The organism is Acidocella aromatica, assembly GCF_014201825.1.
GTDB lineage: Bacteria > Pseudomonadota > Alphaproteobacteria > Acetobacterales > Acetobacteraceae > Acidocella > Acidocella aromatica.
This window is the reverse complement of record NZ_JACHFJ010000020.1, coordinates 1-22,094: the sequence shown is the minus strand read 5'-3', so window position 1 is coordinate 22,094 and position 22,094 is coordinate 1. Positions and strand designations below refer to the sequence as shown.

Annotated in this window: 19 protein-coding genes and 1 pseudogene; 16 read left to right on the top strand and 4 right to left on the bottom strand. The window is 58.6% G+C overall.

What is annotated here, in order from left to right; genetic code table 11:
- Positions 1-70: 70 nt before the first annotated feature.
- The gene (locus tag HNP71_RS13810) at positions 71-955 is read right to left on the bottom strand and encodes a LysR substrate-binding domain-containing protein (RefSeq protein ID WP_183267529.1); all 885 of its coding nucleotides are present in this window, start codon (positions 953-955) and stop codon (positions 71-73) included.
- Between the two features lie 669 nt (positions 956-1,624).
- On the opposite strand from HNP71_RS13810, the gene HNP71_RS13805 reads away from it, so the two are divergent.
- The 12 genes from HNP71_RS13805 (at position 1,625) to HNP71_RS13750 (ending at position 16,756) form a co-directional block, all read left to right on the top strand.
- Positions 1,625-2,407, top strand: coding sequence for a creatininase (locus tag HNP71_RS13805; protein WP_183267528.1), 783 nt, complete (start codon positions 1,625-1,627; stop codon positions 2,405-2,407).
- A gap of 43 nt (positions 2,408-2,450) precedes the next feature.
- Positions 2,451-3,902: a cytosine permease gene (locus HNP71_RS13800; protein WP_183267527.1), complete on the top strand. Its 1,452-nt coding sequence runs from the start codon at positions 2,451-2,453 to the stop codon at positions 3,900-3,902.
- Between the two features lie 387 nt (positions 3,903-4,289).
- Positions 4,290-5,513: an aminopeptidase P family protein gene (locus HNP71_RS13795; protein WP_246344238.1), complete on the top strand. Its 1,224-nt coding sequence runs from the start codon at positions 4,290-4,292 to the stop codon at positions 5,511-5,513.
- Between the two features lie 90 nt (positions 5,514-5,603).
- Positions 5,604-6,926 (top strand): serine hydroxymethyltransferase, encoded by a 1,323-nt coding sequence (glyA, locus tag HNP71_RS13790; RefSeq protein ID WP_183267526.1) that lies wholly within the window; start codon positions 5,604-5,606, stop codon positions 6,924-6,926.
- Between the two features lie 64 nt (positions 6,927-6,990).
- Entirely contained in the window at positions 6,991-8,244 is a 1,254-nt protein-coding gene (locus HNP71_RS13785) for a sarcosine oxidase subunit beta family protein (protein WP_183267525.1), read from the top strand.
- 13 nt (positions 8,245-8,257) lie between these two features.
- Complete coding sequence (locus HNP71_RS13780) at positions 8,258-8,527, top strand: sarcosine oxidase subunit delta (protein ID WP_183267524.1); 270 nt, start codon at positions 8,258-8,260, stop codon at positions 8,525-8,527.
- Positions 8,524-11,487, top strand: coding sequence for a sarcosine oxidase subunit alpha family protein (locus HNP71_RS13775; protein WP_183267523.1), 2,964 nt, complete (start codon positions 8,524-8,526; stop codon positions 11,485-11,487). Before HNP71_RS13780 ends, HNP71_RS13775 begins: the two co-directional genes overlap by 4 nt.
- Complete coding sequence (locus HNP71_RS13770; RefSeq protein ID WP_183267522.1) at positions 11,480-12,046, top strand: sarcosine oxidase subunit gamma; 567 nt, start codon at positions 11,480-11,482, stop codon at positions 12,044-12,046. The genes HNP71_RS13775 and HNP71_RS13770 overlap by 8 nt, the downstream gene beginning before the upstream one ends.
- A 3-nt stretch (positions 12,047-12,049) precedes the next feature.
- Positions 12,050-13,417: an L-serine ammonia-lyase gene (locus tag HNP71_RS13765; RefSeq protein ID WP_183267521.1), complete on the top strand. Its 1,368-nt coding sequence runs from the start codon at positions 12,050-12,052 to the stop codon at positions 13,415-13,417.
- Positions 13,418-13,635: 218 nt separating this feature from the next.
- On the top strand, positions 13,636-14,571 hold the full coding sequence (locus HNP71_RS13760; RefSeq protein WP_221246935.1) for a methylenetetrahydrofolate reductase: 936 nt from the start codon (positions 13,636-13,638) through the stop codon (positions 14,569-14,571).
- Complete coding sequence (gene purU / locus HNP71_RS13755) at positions 14,568-15,419, top strand: formyltetrahydrofolate deformylase (RefSeq protein ID WP_183267520.1); 852 nt, start codon at positions 14,568-14,570, stop codon at positions 15,417-15,419. Before HNP71_RS13760 ends, purU begins: the two co-directional genes overlap by 4 nt.
- A gap of 59 nt (positions 15,420-15,478) precedes the next feature.
- Positions 15,479-16,756: a YbfB/YjiJ family MFS transporter gene (locus tag HNP71_RS13750; protein ID WP_183267519.1), complete on the top strand. Its 1,278-nt coding sequence runs from the start codon at positions 15,479-15,481 to the stop codon at positions 16,754-16,756.
- A gap of 7 nt (positions 16,757-16,763) precedes the next feature.
- Here HNP71_RS13750 and HNP71_RS13745 read toward each other — a convergent pair.
- Positions 16,764-16,949: pseudogene (locus tag HNP71_RS13745) on the bottom strand (IS21 family transposase); the annotation flags it as partial.
- Between HNP71_RS13745 and HNP71_RS13740 the strand changes: the two are divergent.
- Positions 16,923-17,204 carry a hypothetical protein gene (locus HNP71_RS13740; RefSeq protein ID WP_183267532.1) on the top strand — a complete coding sequence of 94 codons (282 nt, stop codon included), beginning with the start codon at positions 16,923-16,925 and terminating at the stop codon, positions 17,202-17,204. The pseudogene HNP71_RS13745 and the gene HNP71_RS13740 sit on opposite strands and share 27 nt — an antisense overlap.
- Before the next feature lies 1 nt (position 17,205).
- Here HNP71_RS13740 and HNP71_RS13735 read toward each other — a convergent pair whose 3' ends face one another.
- Positions 17,206-17,412, bottom strand: a complete 207-nt coding sequence (locus tag HNP71_RS13735) for a hypothetical protein (protein ID WP_183267518.1) — start codon at positions 17,410-17,412, stop codon at positions 17,206-17,208.
- Between the two features lie 391 nt (positions 17,413-17,803).
- Here HNP71_RS13735 and HNP71_RS13730 point away from each other — a divergent pair, with 391 nt between their 5' ends.
- The 3 genes from HNP71_RS13730 (at position 17,804) to HNP71_RS13720 (ending at position 21,465) form a co-directional block, all read left to right on the top strand.
- Positions 17,804-18,100: a twin-arginine translocation pathway signal protein gene (locus HNP71_RS13730; protein WP_183267517.1), complete on the top strand. Its 297-nt coding sequence runs from the start codon at positions 17,804-17,806 to the stop codon at positions 18,098-18,100.
- Positions 18,101-18,207: 107 nt separating this feature from the next.
- Positions 18,208-20,208, top strand: coding sequence for a LodA/GoxA family CTQ-dependent oxidase (locus HNP71_RS14380; RefSeq protein ID WP_183267516.1), 2,001 nt, complete (start codon positions 18,208-18,210; stop codon positions 20,206-20,208).
- 3 nt (positions 20,209-20,211) lie between these two features.
- Positions 20,212-21,465: an FAD-dependent oxidoreductase gene (locus tag HNP71_RS13720; protein WP_183267515.1), complete on the top strand. Its 1,254-nt coding sequence runs from the start codon at positions 20,212-20,214 to the stop codon at positions 21,463-21,465.
- A 268-nt stretch (positions 21,466-21,733) separates the two neighbouring features.
- On the opposite strand, the gene HNP71_RS14115 is transcribed toward HNP71_RS13720, so the two are convergent.
- Positions 21,734-22,094: hypothetical protein (locus HNP71_RS14115; RefSeq protein WP_221246933.1), on the bottom strand; the 361-nt coding region annotated here is incomplete at its 5' end.

The following is a 22,094-nucleotide window of genomic DNA, read 5'->3' as shown; positions in this document are numbered from 1 at the left end:
GGGTCACTTCGGTTGGGTCTGGTTGAATGACCCAGATCTTGGACCACTTTAAGAGGAGCACTTCATGGCGTTACGTCAGATCCACCATCCCGCTCAGCCAGTCAAAAAAGATATTCACGGGGTCATTTGCAGGCGCGGACCGGCGGAGCGCAAAATAATTATATTCATCGTCAATGGTGCGGTCCGACAGCTTTATCAACCGGCCCGCCTCAAGATCATTCCGGATGATTTCCGTAGGGCAGAGCGCAATCCCCTGGCCCGCCAAAACCGCGGCGCGCAGGAGATTGAAATCCTCAAAGATAATATCTGCCAAGCCGTTGCTCTCCGACAGATAGGCCTCTCCGAGCCAAGCATGCCAACCCGACGTATCCGTATCATGCAGCAGATTGCATTTGGCGACGTCCTCGGCCGTGGCAAGTCTGGGATGGTTATCCACAAAACTTTGGCTGCAAACGGGGGCGCTTGCGCCTGACAACAGCCGAACCGCATCCATTTTCGCTACAATCGGCTTATCCTTTGCGTAAACAATGGCAATATCCACATCCTCAAAATTAGTTTCATGGCCAAAAATGGCATATATGATTTTGAGATCGATCTTAGGGTGCGCTTCGCGAAAGAGTGGCAACCGCGGGATCAGCCAGCAAATTGCAACAGATGGGATGACCGCAACGGTCAGTTGCTGTTTTTTGTTCTTTCGGCGCACCTCTTGGCACGCTGTGTCAATATCAGCAAATGCAAGGCGCAGAGCCCCGGCGAGTGAAACGGCACTTGAATCAAACTTAAGCTGTTTTCCTCTCCGATCAAACAGGCTCGTTCCCAGCCATTCTTCAAGGTGCCGCATTTGATGGCTGATCGCAGACGGTGTCACACTGAGTTCTTCCGCCGCGCCATAGAAGGTTCCGTGCCGGAACACCGCGTCAAATACCCTTAGAGCATTTAATGGCGTATAGCCCATGCCGCCCCCAATAGGTGAAGATTTCTCAACTTAAAATGAGTTTTTTTCTTTTGACAAGGCCTGTCTGGTGAAGAAAACTAATCTTAACCCGTGCCGTGAATTTTGGGAATGCCTGATTGCACTTTTGCCGAATATGGCCTCCCGATGTCTCTGGGGGCGTGGCGGGTGTGGCCAGATGTTCCCGATGTCATCGTAAAGTAAACAAGGATTGAACAGGCAATGGAGGGGCTAAAAGGGGAGGCTTCTGGAAACGGAGGGCAGCGTTTGTCATTCAGGAGCCGGCGTTGCGGCTATCCGTTGGAAACTCAATTGGCGTGATCGTGTCTATGGAGCTGATAATCGCCTTCCCTGTGGACAAGTGAGGCATCGGTGGTTGCGGCGCACATAATGTTCGCGTGATCGTTGAAAATGGTTCTGGCATGGTCACAAGTTTACACAAAGACGTCGAACGTCTTTCGGCAATTGGCCCCGGCTTTTGTTTTCCCGGAGGGTACGGTTCTGCCTTTTGAGAAGTAAGCGCTCAACGCACACAGGGAGACTGAGTGTCGGGAAGTGTTTAGCTGTCGACGATTAAAACAACGCATGTGATGTAGATAAAACACATCGAAAAACAATAACGGGGAAAGTCACACGGCAAACTGCCGTGTTACACAAGAAGGAGATAATCTTATGGTTAGCGTCTCAATTGATGAATTGGCCTGGACCGAATATAGGCGCCGCGTGGTGGATGAGCGCCAGCCGGTGCTAATTCCACTGGGGGCTCTAGAACAACACGGTCTGCACATGTCGATGAATCCGGACGTGGTTATTCCCACAGCCATCTCCAAGGCTGTGGCGCAGAATATCAAAGCTCTGGTTGCACCGGCTTTCGCGTATGGCGCGAAGTCACAGCAGAAGAGTGGTGGCGGCAACCATCTCTGTGGCACCACCAGCCTAGATGGCCACACGCTGAGTCTGGCGCTGAGAGACGTTTTGAAGGAGTTCGGACGCCATGGCGCCCGCCGGGTGGCGGTGATCAATGGCCATTATGAAAATCTGCCATTCGCCACCGAGGGCATTGAACTCGCCATCCAGGAGCTGAAGTGGAGTGGGATAGAGGATTTTCGCGTAATCATTATCTCCTATTGGGATTTTGTGACGCAGGACACGATCAAGAAAGTCTTCCCGGATGAGTTCACAGGCTGGGACGTTGAGCATGGCGGCATTCTTGAAACCTCTCTGATGCTGCATCTCAAGCCTGAGCTCGTTGATATGTCGCTTGCGCCAGTTCAGTCTCCGGCAAAATTTCCGCCCTACACGGTGTTTCCGCCAATTCCCGAATGGACGCCGCCGTCTGGCTGCCTCTCTTCGCCGGCCGACGCGACGGAGGAAAAGGGCAAGCTTCTCTTCGACGTAACGGTTGAAGGCATATCGACTGCCCTGAAGCAGGAGCCGCTCTGGCAGCCGTCATAAAACCAAAATAAAGCCGAAATAATAAAAAGCGGAGGATAATGTTGTGAACTACGAGGGAAGTGCCGCCATCAAGGCGGACAAGGTTGGTGCAGTTGAGCGGCATGGGATCGACCCGATACCGATTGCCGACCGCCATGGCTCGTCATTCGAGTTGTTTAAGTTGTGGGTTGGCGCGAATGTAAATTATGTCGTTATCGTCACGGGAGCGTTCGCGCTCTCGGTTGGTGTGACATTCAGCCAGGCCGTTATGGCGATCGTCATTGGCAACCTGATCGGATGTCTGATGGTTGGCCTGACCTCGATCCAGGGGCCGAGGACTGGGACGTCGGGTATGATGACGTCACGTGCCTGCTTCGGACAATTGGGGTCTGTGCTACCGAAAATCGTCAATGTGATATCGGCGCTAAGTTGGTTCTCTATCAATTCGATCGTGGCCACGCAGGCGCTTGAGGAACTATTCAATCTTGCAGGGTTCGGCGGGCATGATGCTGTGTGGGTTGCGCTTACGCTTGTTCTTTCGGCGGAACTAATAGTCGCGATATATGGGCACGCCACGATCATTGCGGCAGAAGGGCTTATTGCTGTGGTTCTGGCTGCGCTCTTTGTTGGCCTGGCATTTTTTGTGGTACCGCATGTGCCGATGCAGCAGCTTTTGGCCTTCAACAACCATCAAGGCACGTTCGGCGCTTGGCTGGTCGCGTTGGGGGTCGTCGTGTCCTACCCGATTGGTTGGACGAACTTCGCTTCCGATTACAGCCGCTATTTTCCATCGGGCATGAGCTGGAAGAAGATCGCGCTGTCGGCCGGTCTCGGGCAGTTCGTGTCTCTTACCTTGTGTGAAGTCATTGGTGTGGTATTCGCGATCGCTATTGGTGGTAATCTGGGCAACGACCCTGTGAGTCAGTTGGGGCATTTCTTGCCAACTTGGTTCATGATACCGCTGCTGATTGCTGTTATTTTTGGTGGCGTTGCCGCCAATGTTCCGAATGGTTATACGGCGAGCTTGGGGCTGCTGGCGCTGCGCCTGCCCATGACGCGTCTTGTCTCGCTGGCGGTCATTGCCGTATTCACGATCGGTGTACGGGTTGCTGTAGTATATTACGGCACCTTTTTCGATGTGTATCAGAATTTTCTGAACTACATGGTCTTCTGGACGGGGCCGTGGGCAGCGATTGTTATCGTGGACTACTTCCTGCGTAACGGAAACTACAACTCCGTCGATATGATGAAGTGGGGAGCTGGACGGTATTGGTACCAAAATGGTGTATTCTGGCCGGGTGTAATCGCCTTTGCCATGGGCATCATTATGTCTCTAGCTTTTTCCAACTCGTCGACCTATGCCAGCCCGTTGATGGCGAATCTTCTAGGGTGGGGCGATTTGAGTTTTGAGGCAGGCATCATCTCCGCGGGGCTGGTTTATTGGGCACTAGCTAGGTCGTATTTCAAGGCGATCGCATCTGCTGAGGTGTACGTGGGGGCGGGCCGAAAGGCATAACCGCAAACAAGCTTGTCAGGCGCGTGTAATTGGGGCGCGCTTGATAATCTGATATCGGAATAAGATCGTGCAGCCGGGCATTCGTTGTCCGGCTGCACGGCGTTTGGGATGCACGCGCGCCATTAGTGCAATCAAGCTATGCCTGCCGGCCTTCAGGGGGGGGCGCTAAGTAGCTTCGTCCGGTGCCGCTGATACTTGTCTGGCCAGCTGAATCACTTGCACTAGGCGGTTCGGTCAACATGTGCACAACAAGCCATTAAGATGAAAAAAACTCATCTTAGGCTGAAAACATATCATTTGACGATGCTGTAAATACACGGTCCTTTATAAAAAGGCGGCAACCGCCAACGATGAAAAATTATAATGGAGAAAACGAACGTGGATCAGATGGCCAAGATGAACATGGAGCGGGAACGTTTACAAAATTTTGCGAATAATGGTGAGAAGGTGCAGCCGACTTTCTCCGCGCAGGAGATGGAGCGCCGTTTGGCCGCCATTCGTGGGTATATGGCCGAGCGGAATATCGATGCGGCTTTGTTCACGTCGTATCACAATATTTGCTATTATTCAGACTTCTTGTTTTGTTATTTCGGCCGCCGTTATGGTCTGCTCGTTGACCACAATAAATCGACCAGCATTTCCGCGGGCATCGATGGTGGCCAGCCCTGGCGCCGCACGTTTGGTGGCAATGTCACGTACACTGATTGGCGGAAGGACAACTACTTCCATGCCGTAGACCAATTGGTTGGTGGCGTGAAGCGGCTGGGCATCGAATTTGATCATGTAAATATTGATCTGCTCAATCAGCTGAAGGCTGAGTTCCCGACCATCGAGTTCGTTGACATTGCGTATCCCGCGCAGCGCTTGCGGATGATCAAATCGACCGAGGAAATCGAGCACATCACCAAGATGGCGAAGATTGCCGATATCGGTGGTGCAGCCTGCGTGGAAGCCGCCAAGGTGGGCGTGCCGGAGCATGAGGTGGCCCTGCATTCGACGGCGACGATGGTGCGCGAAATCGCCAAGACTTGGCCACATGCTGAGTTGCTTGATACGTGGACTTGGTTCCAGTCCGGCATCAACACGGATGGTGCGCACAACCCGGTGACCAGTCGCAAGATCGAGCGTGGCGACATTCTGAGCCTCAACTGTTTCCCGATGGTGGCCGGCTATTATGTCGCGCTGGAGCGCACGTTGTTTGCCGAAACCGCGACCGCTGAAAACATTCGTTTGTGGGAGTTCAATTGCCGTGTGCATGATCGTGGCAAGGAGCTGCTGGTGCCGGGCAACAGCTGTGCAGATGTGGCGCATGAGCTGAACGAGATGTATGCGGCTGAAGGGCTGCTGCAGTATCGCTCGTTCGGATATGGCCACTCGTTTGGTGTACTGTGCCATTATTATGGCCGTGAAGGTGCGCTCGAACTCCGTGAGGATTGCGAAACCGTTCTGGAGCCGGGCATGGTCGTCTCTATGGAGCCGATGATCACCATCCCCGAAGGCAAGCCGGGTGCTGGCGGTTATCGTGAGCATGATATTCTCGTGATCACCGAAGACGGCAACCGCAACATCACCGGCTTCCCCTATGGGCCCGAACATCTGATTGTGAAGTGATGTCCGCCGTGTGGCGCGGGCACCAAAATCCCGCGTCACACGGTATTGGTATGAATTAGAAAAAATACGGGATGGGAAGGAGATGTGCTCATGAATGTTGTAGAAAAGATCAGACCTGATCAGGGCGGAGTGCTACAAGACGTGCAGGATTTTTTTGATCTTGATCTTGCACGCACTGATACGGCAATCGCAGATGCATTGACACATGAGCTCAACCGCCAGCGCCATGGGCTGGAACTGATCGCGAGTGAAAACATTGTATCTCGTGCGGTTCTGCAGGCGCAGGGCAGCATTCTCACCAATAAATACGCTGAAGGTTACCCCGGTAAACGCTATTATGGCGGCTGCGAATACATCGACGTTATCGAGCAACTGGCGATTGATCGCGCCAAGGAGCTGTTCGGTTGCGCCTTTGCCAATGTGCAGCCGCATTCGGGCGCGCAGGCCAATAGTGCGGTGCTGTTTGCGCTGCTCAACCCAGGCGATACCCTCGTGGGCATGAGCCTAGCCCATGGCGGACATCTGACGCATGGTGCTGCCCCGACGCTGTCGGGCAAGTGGCTGCATGCCGTGCAGTATGGCGTGAGCGCGCAGACACAGACCATCGATTATGATGAAGTGGCGCGCTTGGCTCATGAGCATCGCCCACGGCTGATCATCGCTGGCGGTTCGGCGATTCCACGCGTCATTGATTTTGCCCGTTTCCGTGCAATTGCCGATGAGGTCGGCGCCTATCTGATGGTCGATATCGCCCATATCGCCGGCTTGGTGGCGGCGGGCGCGCATCCCAGCCCGTTCCCGCATGCGCATATCGTAACCAGCACGACTCATAAAACCTTGCGCGGCCCGCGCGGTGGCTTGATTTTGACAAATGACGAAGCCATCGCAAAAAAGCTGAATTCGGCGGTGTTCCCTGGGCTTCAGGGCGGGCCGCTGGAGCATGTCATCGCGGCGAAAGCCGTAGCCTTCGGCGAGGCGCTCAGCCCGAAATTCAAGACCTATGCGCGCGCGGTTGTTGATAACGCTGCCGCGCTGGCCAACCGGTTGGCACAAAGCGGGTGCGGCATCGTCTCAGGCGGGACAGACACGCATCTCGTGCTGGTGGATCTGCGGCCGAAAGGCCTGACGGGCAAAGCCGCCGAGCAGGCGCTAGATCGCGCCGGCATCACCTGCAACAAGAACGGTATCCCGTTCGATCCCGAAAAACCGATGATCACCTCGGGGATCAGGCTGGGTACGCCCGCATGCACGACGCGCGGCTTCGGAACCCGCGAGTTCGAGCAGGTCGCGGATTTGATTGCGGAGATGCTGGACGTCATCGGCAAGCCCAACGAGGATGCCGTGACGACGGCGGTGCGCGCGAAAGTCAATGCGCTGTGCGAAGCCTTCCCGCTCTATCCGTCGCTCCGCTGAAAACTTGCCCGCGGTATCTCCAAAGCCAACAAAATCAACCAAAAGCCTAGGACATCATGATCCGATGCAACGCTATTCCGCTCTCGCGCTGATCAAGCAGTCGCTGAACGGCCACAAAGGCTGGAAGCCCCAGTGGCGCGATCCTGAACCAAAACAATCTTACGATGCGATCATTATTGGTGGCGGCGGCCATGGGCTTGGCGCGGCTTATTATCTGGCCAAGAAGCACGGCATCCGCAATGTGGCGGTGCTGGAGAAGGGTTGGATCGGCGGTGGCAACACCGGGCGCAATACCACCATCATCCGCTCGAACTACTTGTTCGATGAGAGCGCCGCACTCTACGATCATGCGCTGAAGATGTGGGAGGGGCTGTCCCAGGACCTCAACTACAACGTCATGTTCTCGCAGCGCGGCGTTTTGATGGTGGCGCACAATGTGCACGATGAGCAGAGTTTCAGGCGCCACGTTTACGCCAACCGCCTGAATGGTGTTGACAATGAATGGCTGACGCCGGAGCAGGCGAAGGCGTTCTGCCCGCCTTTGAACATCGCGCCGGGTATGCGCCATGCCGTGACTGGCGCCGCGTTGCAACGCCGGGCGGGAACGGCGCGTCACGATGCCGTGGCTTGGGGCTATGCCCGTGCGGCGGATGCGCTCGGTGTCGATATCATCCAGAATTGCGAGGTTACCGGCATCGACCGTGACGCCGCTGGCCATGTGACCGGGGTACGGACCACGCGCGGGCGGATCGGTGCACGGAAGATCGGTGTCAGCGCCGCGGGCAGCACGTCACTGGTCATGGAGATGGCCGGTCTGCGCATGCCGCTCGAAAGTTATCCGTTGCAGGCGTTGGTGTCGGAGCCGGTGAAGCCGATCTTCCCGTGTGTCGTGATGTCGAACACGATCCACGCCTATATCAGCCAGTCCGACAAGGGCGAGCTGGTGATCGGCGCGGGCACGGATGCGTATGTCTCCTACAGCCAACGTGGCGCGCTGCATATTCCAATGCACACGCTGGAGGCGATTTGCGAGCTGTTCCCCATCTTCCGCCGCATGCGGATGATGCGCAATTGGGGCGGCATTGTCGATGTCACGCCGGATCGTTCGCCGATTCTCGGCAAGACGCCGGTGCCCGGCCTGTATGTGAATTGCGGTTGGGGCACGGGTGGCTTTAAGGCGACGCCTGGTGCGGCTGACCTCCTTGCGTACACGATCGCCAAGGACGAGCCGCACCCGATCAACGCCCCATTCAACCTCGAACGCTTTGGCGCCGGACAGCTGATCGATGAAGCTGCTGCCGCCGCGGTCGCCCATTAAGGGAAGCCAAGAGATGCTCCTGATACCCTGCCCGTATTGCGGAAACCGGCCCGAGATCGAATTCGCCTATGGCGGCGAGGCGCATGTGGTGCGCGCCGCCGCCCCCCGTACGGTGGACGACACGGCCTGGACCGAATTCCTCTACTTCCGCAAGAACCCGCGCGGCGACCATGCCGAGCGCTGGCGCCACGCCTATGGCTGCGGCCGGTTCTTTAACGTGAAGCGCAACACCTATACCGATCAGATCGAGGCGAGTTATCGCATCGGGGAGACGCTCCCATGACACAGCCCTATCGGCTTTCCACAGGGGGGCGGATTGACCGCTCCCGCACGCTCACCTTCAGCTTCGATGGCAAGCATTACACCGGCCACCCGGGCGATACGCTGGCCTCGGCGCTACTGGCCAACGGCGTGCACCTCGTCGGCCGTTCGTTCAAGTATCACCGTCCGCGCGGCATCCTCACCGCCGGCGGCGAGGAGCCCAACGCGCTCGTCGGCGTGGGGCGTGATGACGCCCATTTCACGCCCAACCTGCGCGCTACCCAGGTGGAGCTGTATGACGGGCTGACCTCGGAGAGCCAAAACCGCTCTCCCTCGCTCATGCGCGATTACGGTGCCGTGAACGATGTGTTCTGGCGCTTCTTCCCGGCTGGGTTCTACTACAAGACCTTCATGTGGCCGAGGAAGGCGTGGACGAAGTTCTTCGAGCCGCGTATCCGGGAAATGGCTGGTCTCGGCCGTTCGCCGAAGACCGCTGACGCCGCCCGTTATGCCCAGCGTTTTGCCCATTGCGACGTATTGGTGGTCGGCGCCGGGCCCGCCGGCTTGGCTGCGGCGCTGGCCGCCGCGAAAACCGGCGCGCGGGTGATCCTGTGCGATGAACAATCCGAGCCCGGCGGGTCGCTCCTGGCCGAGCCCGAGGCGATGATCGATGGTCTAGCGGCGGCTGAATGGCTGAAGGCGGCGCTGGTCCAGCTCGCAGCCTACCCACAGGTGAAGATTCTGCCGCGCACCATCGCCTTTGGTTACTTCCCGCATAACATGATCGGGCTGGCGCAGTCCCTGACCGACCATGACGGTGAGTGGGATGATTCCAAACCGCGCGGCCGGCTGTGGCAGGTGCGCGCCAAGCAGGTGGTGATCGCCGCGGGCGCCATCGAGCGGCCGCTGGTTTTCCCCGACAACGACCGCCCTGGTATCATGCTCGCGGAGGCGGCGCGCATCTATCTGGAGCGTTACGGTGTGCTGCCGGGGCGCCGGGCGCTGGTGTTCACCGCCAACGATGTCGCCTACCGTACCGCCCTCGCGCTGCATCGCGCCGGTTGCGCGATCGCGGGGATCGTGGATCTGCGGCCGGATGCGGGCGGGCCGTTGGTGACCGCCGCACAAAAGGCGGGGCTGCCGGTGTTTCCGGCTTCCACGATTGCCGGCACTGACGGGCGGCTGCGCGTCACCGGCGCCACGATCAAGCCGATCGCGGGCGGCAGCGGGCAGCATGTCAGCTGCGACGTGCTGCTGATGTCCGGCGGGTTTACGCCCAGCGTGCATCTATTCTCGCAGAGCCGCGGCAAGCTCGTGTTCGACAGCACGCTCGACGCATTCCTCCCCGGTGCGCCGGCGGAAGCGTGTAGCGTTGCGGGCAGCGCGGCTGGCTTGCAGTCGCTTAAGGAGGTGCTGGACTCCGGCGCCGCGGCAGGTGGCGGCGCGGCCAGCTATCAGGTGGCTAACGCGCCGCTGGCCCAGGGCGGCTTCATAGGCGCCGTGCCCTACCATGGAGATCCTGGCTCGGTCCGCGCCTTCCTGGATTACCAGAACGACGTTACGGCCAAGGATGTCGTGCTGGCGCTGCGTGAGGGCATGCGCTCGGTGGAGCATGTGAAGCGCTTCACCACCAACGGCATGGCAACTGACCAGGGCAAGCTCTCGAACATGAACGCGCTTGGGATCATGGCGCCGGTGCTGAACAAGCCGGTACCGGCGATCGGCACGACCACGTTCCGCATGCCCTATACGCCCGTGCCGTTCGGCTATTTCGGGGGGTATGCGCGTGGCGAACTCTTCGAGCCGGAACGCCGCACCGCGATTCACAGCTGGGCGGCGGCCCAGGGCGCGGTGTTCGAAGATGTCAGCCTCTGGAAACGCGCGCGCTACTTTCCGCGCGGTACTGAGGATATGCGCCAGGCGGTTGCCCGCGAATGCCGCGCGGTGCGTAACGGTGTCGGCATCTTCGACGCTTCAACCCTCGGCAAGATCGAGGTCGTTGGCCCAGATGCGGCGGAGTTTCTTAACCGCATGTATATCAACGCCTGGACCAAGCTGCAGCCCGGCAAGTTGCGCTACGGTATCCTGCTGCGCGAGGACGGCTTCGTCATTGACGACGGTGTGATCGGCCGTATTTCCGACACGCGCTTCCACGTTACCACCACCACGGGTGGAGCGGCGCGCGTGCTGACGATGATGGAGGACTACCTGCAGACTGAGTTCCCCGAACTCGATGTCTGGCTGACCTCCACCACCGAGCAATACGCCGTGATCGCGGTGCAGGGGCCGATGGCCCGCGAGGTCGTGCAGCCGCTGGTCGAGGGGGCGGATATTTCCGCCGAGGCCATGCCGCATATGAGCATGGTGGAATGCCGCATTGCGGGCGTCCCCGCTAGGCTGTTCCGCGTCAGCTTCACCGGCGAGCTGGGTTTCGAGATCAACGTGCCGGCGGATTATGGCCGCGCCGTCTGGGAAGACCTGATGGAGAGCGGCCGCCCGTATGGCATCACGCCTTACGGCACGGAGACCATGCATGTGCTGCGCGCGGAGAAGGGCTACATCATCGTCGGCCAGGAGACGGACGGCACAGTCACGCCCGATGATGTTGGCTATGCCGGCATGATAGGCAAGGCCAAGCCGGATTTCGTCGGCAAGCGTGCGCTGGCCCGCGCCGCGTTCGCCGCGCAGACCAACCGCAAGCAACTCGTTGGCCTGCTGACCGACGACCCCGCCCATGTACTGGAGGAGGGCGCGCATATCGTCGCCGACCCAGCGCAGCCCAAGCCGATGACGATGCTTGGCCATGTCACGTCCTCGTACTGGAGCGATGCGCTTGGCCGTTCCATCGCGCTGGCTCTGCTGCGCGATGGCCGGGCACGGACCGGAGAGCAGTTGTACGTGCCGCTCGAGAACGGCAATGCCCGCGTCACCGTCGTCTCATCCGTCTTCTACGATCCCGAAGGAGTCAGGCTCAATGGATAATCTTGTGCAGACGAAGCCGATGCCACGGCTCTTTCCACTCAGCGGCAAAGCCATTGACCGGCGCTGCACCCCGGTCAATGGCGGCGCCCGCTTCTCGCTGCGCCTGCCAGCAGCCTCCATCTCAACCGCCTCGGCAGCCCTGGGTGTGGAGTTGGCCGTGCCCGTGAACCGAGCATCTGCGGCGAATGGGCGTACGGCATTGCGCCTCGGCCCCGATGAGTGGCTGCTGTTGCTGTCCGAGGCTGAAGCGGTGCCGGTGGCGGCCGTGCTGGAGGCGCGGCTGACGGACGGGCGCTATTCGCTTGCCGACATCAGCCACCGCCAGACCGGCGTCGTACTCGAAGGAACGGCCGTCACCGATATTCTCAATGGCGGCTGCCCGCTTGACTTCGACCTCGCCGCCTTTCCGGTCGGCATGGCGACGCGCACGATCTTCTGCAAGGCGGAGGCCGTGCTGTGGCGCCAGAGCGAGGGGCGGTTTCATCTGGAGGTTTGGCGGTCCTTCGCGCCTTATGTCTGGAACCTGCTCGCCATCGTCAGCCGCGAATACGCGGTTTAGCAGATGTTCAGCGTTTTTGATCTGTTCAAGATCGGCATCGGCCCCTCTTCTTCGCACACGGTTGGGCCGATGCGCGCAGCCCATCTCTTCATGAGTGGGCTGAAGGAGGCGGGGCAGCTGCCCCGTGTCGCAAGGCTGCGGGTCACGCTGTTTGGTTCACTGGCATGGACAGGCAAAGGCCATGCCACCGACAAGGCGGTGGTCCTGGGCTTGGCGGGCGAACTGCCCGAAACGGTCGATCCCGACCATGCCGACGCCCTGGTGGCGCAGATTGCCGGGCGTGGCGCGTTGACGCTGGGGGGCAGGGATATCTCCTTTTCTCCGGCTGAGGACATTGTCTTTGATCGCGAGACAACCCCGCCGCGTCACCCCAACACCCTGGCGTTCGACGCTTTTGACGGTGCCGGCGCGTTGGTGGCCACCGAACGCTGGTGCTCGATCGGCGGCGGGTTCGTGGCGCGCGAGGATGCGCCTGTCGACCTCGGTGCCATCACCACGCAGGTGCCGTACTCGTTCTCCAACGCGGTCGATCTGCTGCGGATCGGCCACGACACGGGGCTGACGATTGCCGAGATCGTCCGCGCGAATGAGGTGGCGCTCCGCCCGCCCGTCGAGGTGCTGGCGCATGTCGACCGCGTGATCGCCATCATGATGGCGGCGATCGACCGCGGCCTGCAGGGCGAAGGCCTGTTGCCCGGGACGCTGAAAGTGCCACGCCGCGCGCGGGCGTTACGGAAGCGGCTTGAAGCCGATACCAGCCGCAACGACCTCGCCCCCCATGAGAAGATGGACTGGGTTAGCCTATTCGCGATGGCGGTGAACGAGGAGAACGCCGCCGGCGGCCGGATCGTCACCGCGCCAACCAACGGGGCCGCAGGCGTTATTCCCGCGGTCTTGCGCTATTACCTTGAGATGTGCCCTGGCGCCTCGCACGAGGGCATGCGCAACTTCATATTCGCGGCGACTGCGATTGGTGGCTTGTTTAAAACCAACGCTTCGATTTCGGGCGCCGAGGTTGGCTGCCAGGGCGAGGTCGGCGTTGCGTCATCGATGGCGGCGGCCGGGCTCGCCACCGCGCGCGGCTGCACGAATCAGCAGGTGGAAAACGCCGCCGAGATCGCCATGGAGCACCATCTGGGCATGACCTGCGACCCGGTGGGCGGGCTGGTGCAGATTCCCTGCATCGAGCGCAACGCCTTCGGCGCGATCAAGGCAATTAGCGCGGCTTCGCTCGCCAAACGTGGTGATGGTTCCCATCTCGTTTCGCTCGATCAGGTGATCTCGACAATGCGTCAGACCGGCGAGGATATGAACACCAAATACAAGGAGACGTCGCTCGGCGGGTTGGCGGCTAATTTTGTCGAATGCTGAAGGGCGGGCTTGCGTCTTACCGAATGCGCCAACGTAGATAAGCCGCCGGCCGGAACATCGGCGGCCTAAGCACAAGAGCAGGAAGCCGTGTCGCGGGGCAGTATCATGAACTCGCATGCGCTTAAAAGATCCTGATTGCTTTCGCTTCGTCCAGAATGTTTTCGTGGATTTCCAAGTCTTTTGGTTCAGCGGGCGACTCTTCTGCCCGGAGACGACCAATGGTTCCGATACCGACATCAGAAGCAAAACCGACAGAGATGATGAAAATGAGTGAGGAAATGACGGAGGAAATGACATGGAGCTGCCTGGAGGGGCTGTCGATGGAGGCAACTGCCAAGGAGGCGGCAAATCTCGCTGCGAGCGCTTCCAGGTTCGCGCCGGGCACAATTGTCGCCATTCCATTTCTGCCCAACGAGTCCGATGACGACAGACTCCAGGCTGCAGCCGCAATCCGGGCGCTTCATTACAATCCAATGCCGCATATCGCTGCTCGCCGCTTGCCCAGCCGCCAGGCGCTGGAGCGTCTGTTGGCGGGGTGGGCGTCAATGGCGCATGTGGATCGGCTGCTTGTTCTCGCGGGAGATTGCGGGAAGCCTGAGGGACCGTTCGAGGATGCATTGGCGGTCATCAAAACCGGCCTGCTCGCCGAATATGGTATTCGTCATGTGGTGATCTCAGGCTATCCTGAAGGTCATCCAAAAATCCCGCCGCAGGCTTTGGTGCAGGCGATGCGGGACAAGCTTCGCGCAGTGGATGAGTTGGGTCTAAATGCGGAAATAGCGACGCAGTTCTGTTTCTCCGCCGAGCAGGTTCTTGTCTGGCTCGCACAGTTGCGCGACAGCGGCATAACTGTGCCCGTTCGCCTGGGTATACCTGGTCCCGCGAACATGCGCACGCTGCTGCGTTATGCGGCGGTGTGCGGTGTGGGCGCATCGGCATCAGTGCTGGCGAGATACGGGTTTTCTCTGACGCGGTTGCGAAGCCATGCGGGGCCAGACCAGTTTGTGAGTGACTTCTTGGGTGGATTTACGCCGAGCCGCCATGGCGAGGTGTTCGCTCATTTTTATCCGTTCGGCGGCATTTCGGGCCTGTTTTCCTGGCTCGATCGCCAGCGTTTCATTCATGCCCCTGCTGTCAAGGTCAAGTTTTCATGACGACGTCTTATACACTCAGCTTCTCTTGCCATGACCAACCCGGCATCATCGCTCAGGTCAGTGGTGCCATCTTCGAACATGGCGGAAATATCCGCGGGGTTAACCAATTCCAGGATCCGCAGAGCGGCCTGTTTTTCATGCGCGTTGAATTTGTCACGACGTGCGCCCGCCTGGTGCTCGAAGCTGCGTTTGCACATCTGGCCAGGCAATTATCGATGAATTGGCAGCTGCGTGCGCGTGAAGAACGCCAGCGCGTGCTCCTGCTGGTCTCGAAGTTTGATCATTGCCTGGCGGATCTTCTCTATCGAACGCGGCTGGGTGAGCTCGACATGGAGATCTGCGGCGTCGTCTCCAACCACCACAAGAGCGTGCTTAACGCTCCCGAACTCGATGCCATCCCCTTCTACTACTTGCCTGTAACGCCCGCCACCAAAGCGGCGCAGGAGACTGAAATCATCCGGCTCATTAACGAACTCGCCATCGATCTCGTCGTGCTGGCGCGCTATATGCAGATCCTCTCGTCCAACTTCACGGCGGCATTGAGCGGGCGCTGCATCAACATCCATCACAGCTTCCTGCCCAGTTTCAAAGGCGCCAAGCCCTATCACCAGGCGCACGCCTATGGCGTGAAGATGATCGGCGCAACCGCGCATTACGTCACCACCGATCTCGATGAAGGCCCGATCATCTACCAGGACGTGGAGGCCGTGAGCCATGCTGATACGCCGGATGATCTGGTGCGCAAGGGACGCAATATCGAACAACGCGTGCTGGCGCGGGCGGTGTTGTGGCATCTGGCTCAGCGTGTCCTGATGAACGGCAACAAGACAGTGGTGTTCTGGAGTTGAGGGGGCATTGCCGCACGACAGCAATCCTTCACCTGCGAGAAAGACGGAAGGGCAGGGCCATGACGCAAAGCGTGCCGGCTGTCGCGGTCAACCGCATGGCGTTCAGCGGCCTGCTGGCTATGTTCGTGGGGATCGGCGTGGCACGGTTCAGTTTTGCACCGCTAGTGCCGGCATTGGTCAGGGCGCATTGGTACAGTGCCGACAGTGCCTTCTGGTTTGCAGCCGTAAATCTGGCGGGCTATTTCATCGGCGTGGCGCTGTCCAGGTCGTGGCGGCGCGGATATCACGGTAAACCAGCCTTGCTGCTGGCCATGGGCTTCACAGCCGCGGCCACTTCGTGTTGCGCATTGAACTGGGGCTCTGCCTGGTTTGGGTTTTGGCGGCTGGTGTCGGGGCTAACCGGCGGGGTGTTGATGGTGCTGATGGCCTCGGCCGTGGTGGGTAAAGCGCCCGCTGCCGCGCGTGGGCGGGTCAGTGGTTTCGCCTTTTCGGGTATGGGCGGGGGGATGACATTCAGCGCGCTGGCCATACCGCATCTGCTGACCTATGGGCTGGTTTTCACCTGGGCCGCGCTGGGCGCGCTGTGCACCGCCGCGACGTTGATCGTGGCAGTGATCATGCCGCCCGCGCGGATAGAGCCGCCGCTCCGGCATGCCGCCAAGGGCCTGCCGCCGCTGGTAGTGGTTGTGCTGATCGCCGCCTATGCGTTCTCGGCGTTCGGCTTCATGCCGCATATGCTGTTCTGGTCCAGCTTCGTGGCCATTGGTCTTGGCCGCGGCGTGGCGGCCGGGGCGATGATGGCTGCCTGGATAGGGCTTGCTGCTACGCTGGGGCCGCCGCTTTTGGGCCGTGCCGCCGATAGGTTTGGCTTTCTGCCTACGCTGGTGGCGGGCTTCGTGGTGATGGGCTGTGCCGTGGCGATACCGTTGTTCACGCAGGCGGCCCCGGCTCTGGTTCTGTCGGCTCTTTGTGTGGGCGCGGTGGCGTTGGGGACGGTGATGCTGGTCGCCGGCGCAATTGCGGGGATGGTGCCGTCCTCCCGCCTCTCAGCTGATTGGGGGCTGGCGGCCATGGTCTATGCGGTGACGCAAATCGCCGCTGCGGCGTTCCTCTCCCACCTGTTTCACGCCACGGGCAGCTATGATTTGCTGTTCCGTGTGGGAGTGGTGGCCATGGCTGGCGGTGTGCTTTTGATCTCGCTGGCGGCACGGATGGCGCGTTTTATGCAACATGTTGGCGCATTGGTAGAGCCGGGAGATGGGCCGGTTGGAGAGTTCCAGCCGCGCCACCGAGACGAAGGAGAGGGGGAAGTGAGGTCATCGGATATCCACAAGTGAAGCTTGGAGCGACGTAACTCTCCCCGCCCAGGATGACGTGGGCATGCTCGAAGTCCGACCAGATCAGCCGGAAGTGATAAAGCCGATGCTCGAGCCTCTGCCCGGCGATTAAAGCACCAAGATCACCCATCTCGGTGAAGTCGGACAGGCTAAGCCGGTCCGACTCGTGAAGCTGGCGGAAGATGACCTCCTGCTCGGGACTGTCCATGCCATGAAGCTGCGCTGGACCGCCTGGGCGCCATTGCACGACGCACGCGGCATCGAATGCGGCCTCATGCTGCCGATCATGCTCTGTTGCGCCGACCAGATCGGAGCCCCCATGGACCCAGCGCCAAACGGCATCGACACAAAAGAGTACCTCAAGGTCGCCTACCACGACATCTCGCTCGTTATCCCCGCCATCAGAGCATTCTGGATGCCACAGCGCGTCGCAGAAGCCGCCTGGTAAATTACAGCCCGGCCCGTGGGAGGCTCACTCCGGTTACGTTGTTTTGGGCCGATAAAGCCAGGATCCCGGCCAGGACGCCGCGGATCTCCACCCGCAGCTCGCCATGCTCCGGCATGAGCCGCACCTCGTCGATCAAGGGGCGGATGATCGCAAACGCCGCGTTCGAAGATGTTACAGCGCGCTTGCCCTTGCCCCAGCCTTGGATCACACATCCCTGGATACCACGCGCGGCATGACGCGGGCTTCCTTCCAGGAAGAGCCGGGTGCGGGAAAGCCGCCTGCCTGGATACGTGAGGGCGAAGCCAAATGGCCTAGCTACTCGACCACGACCCAATGCCAGCCTCTGCGGCTAATCAGAAGATCAGAGGCAGAGCACGCAAAACCCTACAAGGCGGGGATCAGCTGACGGTTAGGAAACGCCGGCGCCTGACACGACCAGACACCGCAAACAGCCATCCCCCGAAATCACGCCGGCACCACCGTGCCAGCCGCGCCGTCAGCGGCTCGCGTGAGAAAACCTGTTCAAAAGTCTTGACAAATTCGATAAGTTCTACGTACTGTTCTGCACAGAAAAGAAACTCTCGAAAAGGCCATGAAACATGGACATCGGGCGAAGAGGTTTCGTGAACGCATGCGGTGCGGCTTCTGTTTTATTGGTGCCCGGCATTGCAAATGCGAAGATATGGGAAAATTCTAAAAACTCCGCCGGCTCTGTTGCGGACGCTCGTGTGGATAAATCGATCAGAGCGAGCTTCGGCAGTGGTTTTGCCGTCCGCTCTCATGCGCGAGCAAACGGGTTGACCTATGCTGACATAGAACATGTCGGTAACCGGTACGTTGTCGCCTCTGGCGACTTGCAGGATTGGGAAATCTTGTTGTCGGACCGCTCTCTCTGAGTAGCCTGGAATTCGCCTCATCTGCTGACGGTAGGTGACGGTCGTAGGTGGCCTGTGAAGCGCCGATTGAATTGCAGCGGTTTCCGCGACTCCAGAGGAGATAAGTTGTGGCCGAGACAATCAATAGCATTCGCATTCACCCGGGCATCGGCATTGCTCGGCTGGGGGACAGCGACGAGTTTTACCTCGGTCCCGAAGCTCCCGGGATCGTGGTTGATCCGGGTGGCAGCGGCGGTCCGGGGCCGAACGGTGGAACCTACCGCGACAGCGGGCTTCGTTTAAAACGCCAAGCGCAGCGGTATCGGGTCTATGGCTATGATGCCGACGGCAAGGTCGTCGCGGAGCTAACGTCGGATTCCGGCTTGGTCGAATCTATGCGCTGGCGTGTCCATGTCAGGAACATGAAAGCCGCGAATTATGCGTTCCAGGGTGCGTATTTGTTCGATCCAGACAAACTGCGAAACCCGTCCATCCAGCCCGGTAAGAAGCCGATTGAGCGAGACAAATTGATCATTGATGCTGGTGTACATACGATTGCCTCTGGTCAGACAGAACCGGTCGTCATGACGGGTGATGTTTTCGTCGGCATAGGAAAAGTTATGTTGCCGGGCGAATTGCGTTTCGAGGGCTTTACGCCCCAGGATCCTTCAAAAGAAGTCGAGGTCAATTACAAAGCTGCCACGGGTATCGAATTGGGACGGCTTCATCTGGATTCGGGCGGCCGTTTGCTATTCGTTCCCGCGTCTGGGAAAAGCGAATGCGTCACGACACCTAAAGTCGCATTGTCGAACCCGAGTGAAACGCACAGTCCGCCGAATGGGCCGGAGAACGGCAATAACCCGCTAACGAATCAATTCTCTTATTTCAATGTGCCGGGTTGGTGGGATGATACCTGTGGTGGTGAAATTGATGTCACGGTCATGCTCAAGGATGGTACTGTCTTGAGTACCCGCGACAACGTAAAATCAGAAACGGACGAAGGTATCAGGAATCCGCAAGCAGGGGCATGGATAGTCACTGCACCTCCGAAGTTCTCACCTTACATGTACCACGTTGTGTCCATTCTGGATCGCGTATATGAGGCCTTTCCCGAAGCTTATCCCTACGCCGGGATGAAGACGAATTTCTACCGCGATATTTATCCGGTCTTTGCCATGGCGGTTAACTACGGGTGGGTGAGCGCTGAGGCGGCGGGCGTCACGCCAAGCACCAAGAATATTGCCCACGGTCCAAGGCAGCCGGGAAATTTGCTTAGCCCTGCGAACATGTTGGCATTTACCGATCCGTCTGACAAAAGCAAGCCAAATAGACAGATGATCTATCGACTGATGCGGTATGCGCCTGGAAAACGCGGTAGGTTGGTTGATTCGTTGATGCCGGCTCCGCCGCAACGGCCAACCAGTTGGAAGAGTCAAGAGTTTGTAAGCCCTGTGGAAGCCTACAAGATGCCCAAGCTGTGGGGCACGGGCGGTAAGCCTCTACAGAACCAGCAATTAGGCAACAATTTGCCGGATGAATTCTTGAGCCTGACTGACTGGCAGTTGGAACATTTGAAGAACTGGGCAAACGGTGACTTCGAGGTTGGCACTCCGTTAACATTCGAGCCTTTGGAACAATTGCCATTGGAAGAGCAGCCGCATGCACTGGACAGTTCTGCGCTCGAACCGACAATCGGTGGTGGCTTCCACCCAGGAATAGAATTCCCCTACTTAATTCTGTATTCGGAGTATTTCGCTGGACCGTTTCGTGTAGGAAAAGACGTTGAGCCTGGCTCGCTCGCAGCTTTCATGTCGAGTCCCTGGCAAGGCGACTTTTGGTCGTGCAACGCAGCATGGTGGCCGACGCAGCGGCCAGATATCGCTTTCGAGTACGATCGAACGAACCAGACTAGAACTTATAAAGAGTGGTTCCGCGGATACGATGCAAAAGGAGAACCGCTATCGTCCGCTGATGGTTATAATCAGATGGTTTATGCTTGGTCGAAGCTCGGGATGGTGCTCCCAATCAAGGCCGAGAACGGCGAGTTCTTGAAAGATAACGGCGAGACCGTGTTCGTCGAACAGGAGCGTAATCCAGCCCTGGACCGGCCGCCGGTCAAAAGTGATTGATACGTGCTGTCAACCGCACGCGGCCTGACGAATACGACATGGGACGTTATTGTCGTCGGTGCGGGGCCCGCTGGGGCCGCAATAGCGATCACGCTGGCTAAGTACGATCGGCGAGTGTTACTGGTGGAGAGGCGAGTATCCGCCAACTTCAAACTTGGCGAATCACTGCCGCCGGTGTCCATCGGTCTTGTTGAGCACTTCCTCGGAGACCTCGAAGGTCCGGGACAGGACTTTACAAGCTTTTTCAGAACAATCGGAAACCTATCGCAGTGGGAGACCGACAAAGCTGATATATCTGACTTTTTCTTCACGCAGACAGGCTTCGGACTGTGTGTCGATCGACTAGATTTCGATGATGCCATGCGGTCGAAAGCGGTTGCGGCCGGCGCGACCTTGCTCAAGGGTGCCCGCTTCGAATCCTGCTCACGTATTGCTGACCGCTCCTTCAATTGGCGACTGACCCTGACCTCGAACACACAGACCCAGCATCATCACTCACGTTATTTGGTAGACTGTTCAGGCCGGAGGGCGGTATTGGCCAAGACGCTGGGTGTCGAGACCGTCCAGGACGACCAGTTGTTCGCCTATGCGCAATGGTTTTCTTGCGCTGGCGACGATGATGACCGCTATACTCGGATCGAGGCTGCACCATATGGCTGGTGGTATAGCAACCGATTGCCAAGCACGGAAAACTACGAACCCCAGCGTTTGGTGGTATTGCACACTGATTCGGACCTACCTGCGGCGAGAATGGCTGCTTCTCGCGACGGCTTCGATCAATTGCTAGACCTCTCAACTCATATCGCGCCATTGCTCAAAGCCAAAGACTATCGACCCCGTGGAACGATTCGAGGCGCACCGGCCGGTAGCCAGCGATTATTGGATTTCTGCGGAGACGCTTGGATGGCGGTGGGCGATGCGGCGCAAGCATATGATCCATTGTCGTCACAGGGCATCGACAAGGCTCTTCGGACGGCCAGTTGTGCCGGGCACATGATCCATTACGCGTTGACCGACTGTCTACAAGGTGTAGTCGGATTGGACAGGCAGAATTCTTATGTCCAGAGATATGATAAGCAACAACGCCAACTCTGGCAAAACTACTTATCGCAACGAAATCTCTACTATGGCGCTCAACCTCGCTGGCCTGATCAACTGTTCTGGCGGCGCCGTCAATCCCCGGCGACGGCGGATATTCTCAACGACGAAATATCGCTTACGGGTTACTCTTCGGATGTAAATAAGTGTAATGACTAGGTGCGCTCCCGTAGCATACGCAAGCAAGGACTAAGATTCCCTTGAACTGGTGCCCTTGAGACGGTCCTCGATAATCTCTCCCGCTTCCGCTGAACCTACCCCATATAACCTGAACAAGGAGAAAACATAAGATGAAAGCATTGGTCTACCAGGGGGGGGGGCAGAAGCTGCTGGCGGATGTGCCAAAACCGCGCCTCGAGTCTTCGACGGACGTCAAGGTTGACGACGCGAAAGCCAAAATACCAGAAAATATCCAGCCAGCGAGGCGTTAAATCATGGGCGAGTAAATCGCGGAATCCATGGACGCCATCAAATCGGAATTGCTAGGCGGCTTCGTCGGAATCAGCACCCTCGCATAATAGACTGCAGCGATAGTCAAAACTACGCAAATGAGTAACAATGCAGCCACCGTCTTGGCATCTAAACCAGCTTTGCGCTTGGGTGCGTCACCATCATCCATGCAAGGAGAGTGCCCAGTGGTCCCGAAGCCCTCAGCGCCTGGACGAGCGGTCTGCGGGCCGAGGGTAAAAAAACCGCTAATCTTGCCTCCTGCCACAGGGCTTGGCAGTATCAAGACTTTACCTCCGGCGGCGCTTAGCTTGGACTGCGGATCAACTTCTGACTGACCT

Coding starts and splice junctions, on each gene's coding strand:
- HNP71_RS13810 (WP_183267529.1), bottom strand. CDS start 955: ATGGGCTATACGCCATTAAATGCTCTAAGGGTATTTGACGCGGTGTTC.
- HNP71_RS13805 (WP_183267528.1), top strand. CDS start 1,625: ATGGTTAGCGTCTCAATTGATGAATTGGCCTGGACCGAATATAGGCGC.
- HNP71_RS13795 (WP_246344238.1), top strand. CDS start 4,290: ATGGCCAAGATGAACATGGAGCGGGAACGTTTACAAAATTTTGCGAAT.
- glyA (WP_183267526.1), top strand. CDS start 5,604: ATGAATGTTGTAGAAAAGATCAGACCTGATCAGGGCGGAGTGCTACAA.
- HNP71_RS13785 (WP_183267525.1), top strand. CDS start 6,991: ATGCAACGCTATTCCGCTCTCGCGCTGATCAAGCAGTCGCTGAACGGC.
- HNP71_RS13780 (WP_183267524.1), top strand. CDS start 8,258: ATGCTCCTGATACCCTGCCCGTATTGCGGAAACCGGCCCGAGATCGAA.
- HNP71_RS13775 (WP_183267523.1), top strand. CDS start 8,524: ATGACACAGCCCTATCGGCTTTCCACAGGGGGGCGGATTGACCGCTCC.
- HNP71_RS13770 (WP_183267522.1), top strand. CDS start 11,480: ATGGATAATCTTGTGCAGACGAAGCCGATGCCACGGCTCTTTCCACTC.
- HNP71_RS13765 (WP_183267521.1), top strand. CDS start 12,050: ATGTTCAGCGTTTTTGATCTGTTCAAGATCGGCATCGGCCCCTCTTCT.
- HNP71_RS13760 (WP_221246935.1), top strand. CDS start 13,636: ATGGTTCCGATACCGACATCAGAAGCAAAACCGACAGAGATGATGAAA.
- purU (WP_183267520.1), top strand. CDS start 14,568: ATGACGACGTCTTATACACTCAGCTTCTCTTGCCATGACCAACCCGGC.
- HNP71_RS13750 (WP_183267519.1), top strand. CDS start 15,479: ATGACGCAAAGCGTGCCGGCTGTCGCGGTCAACCGCATGGCGTTCAGC.
- HNP71_RS13730 (WP_183267517.1), top strand. CDS start 17,804: ATGGACATCGGGCGAAGAGGTTTCGTGAACGCATGCGGTGCGGCTTCT.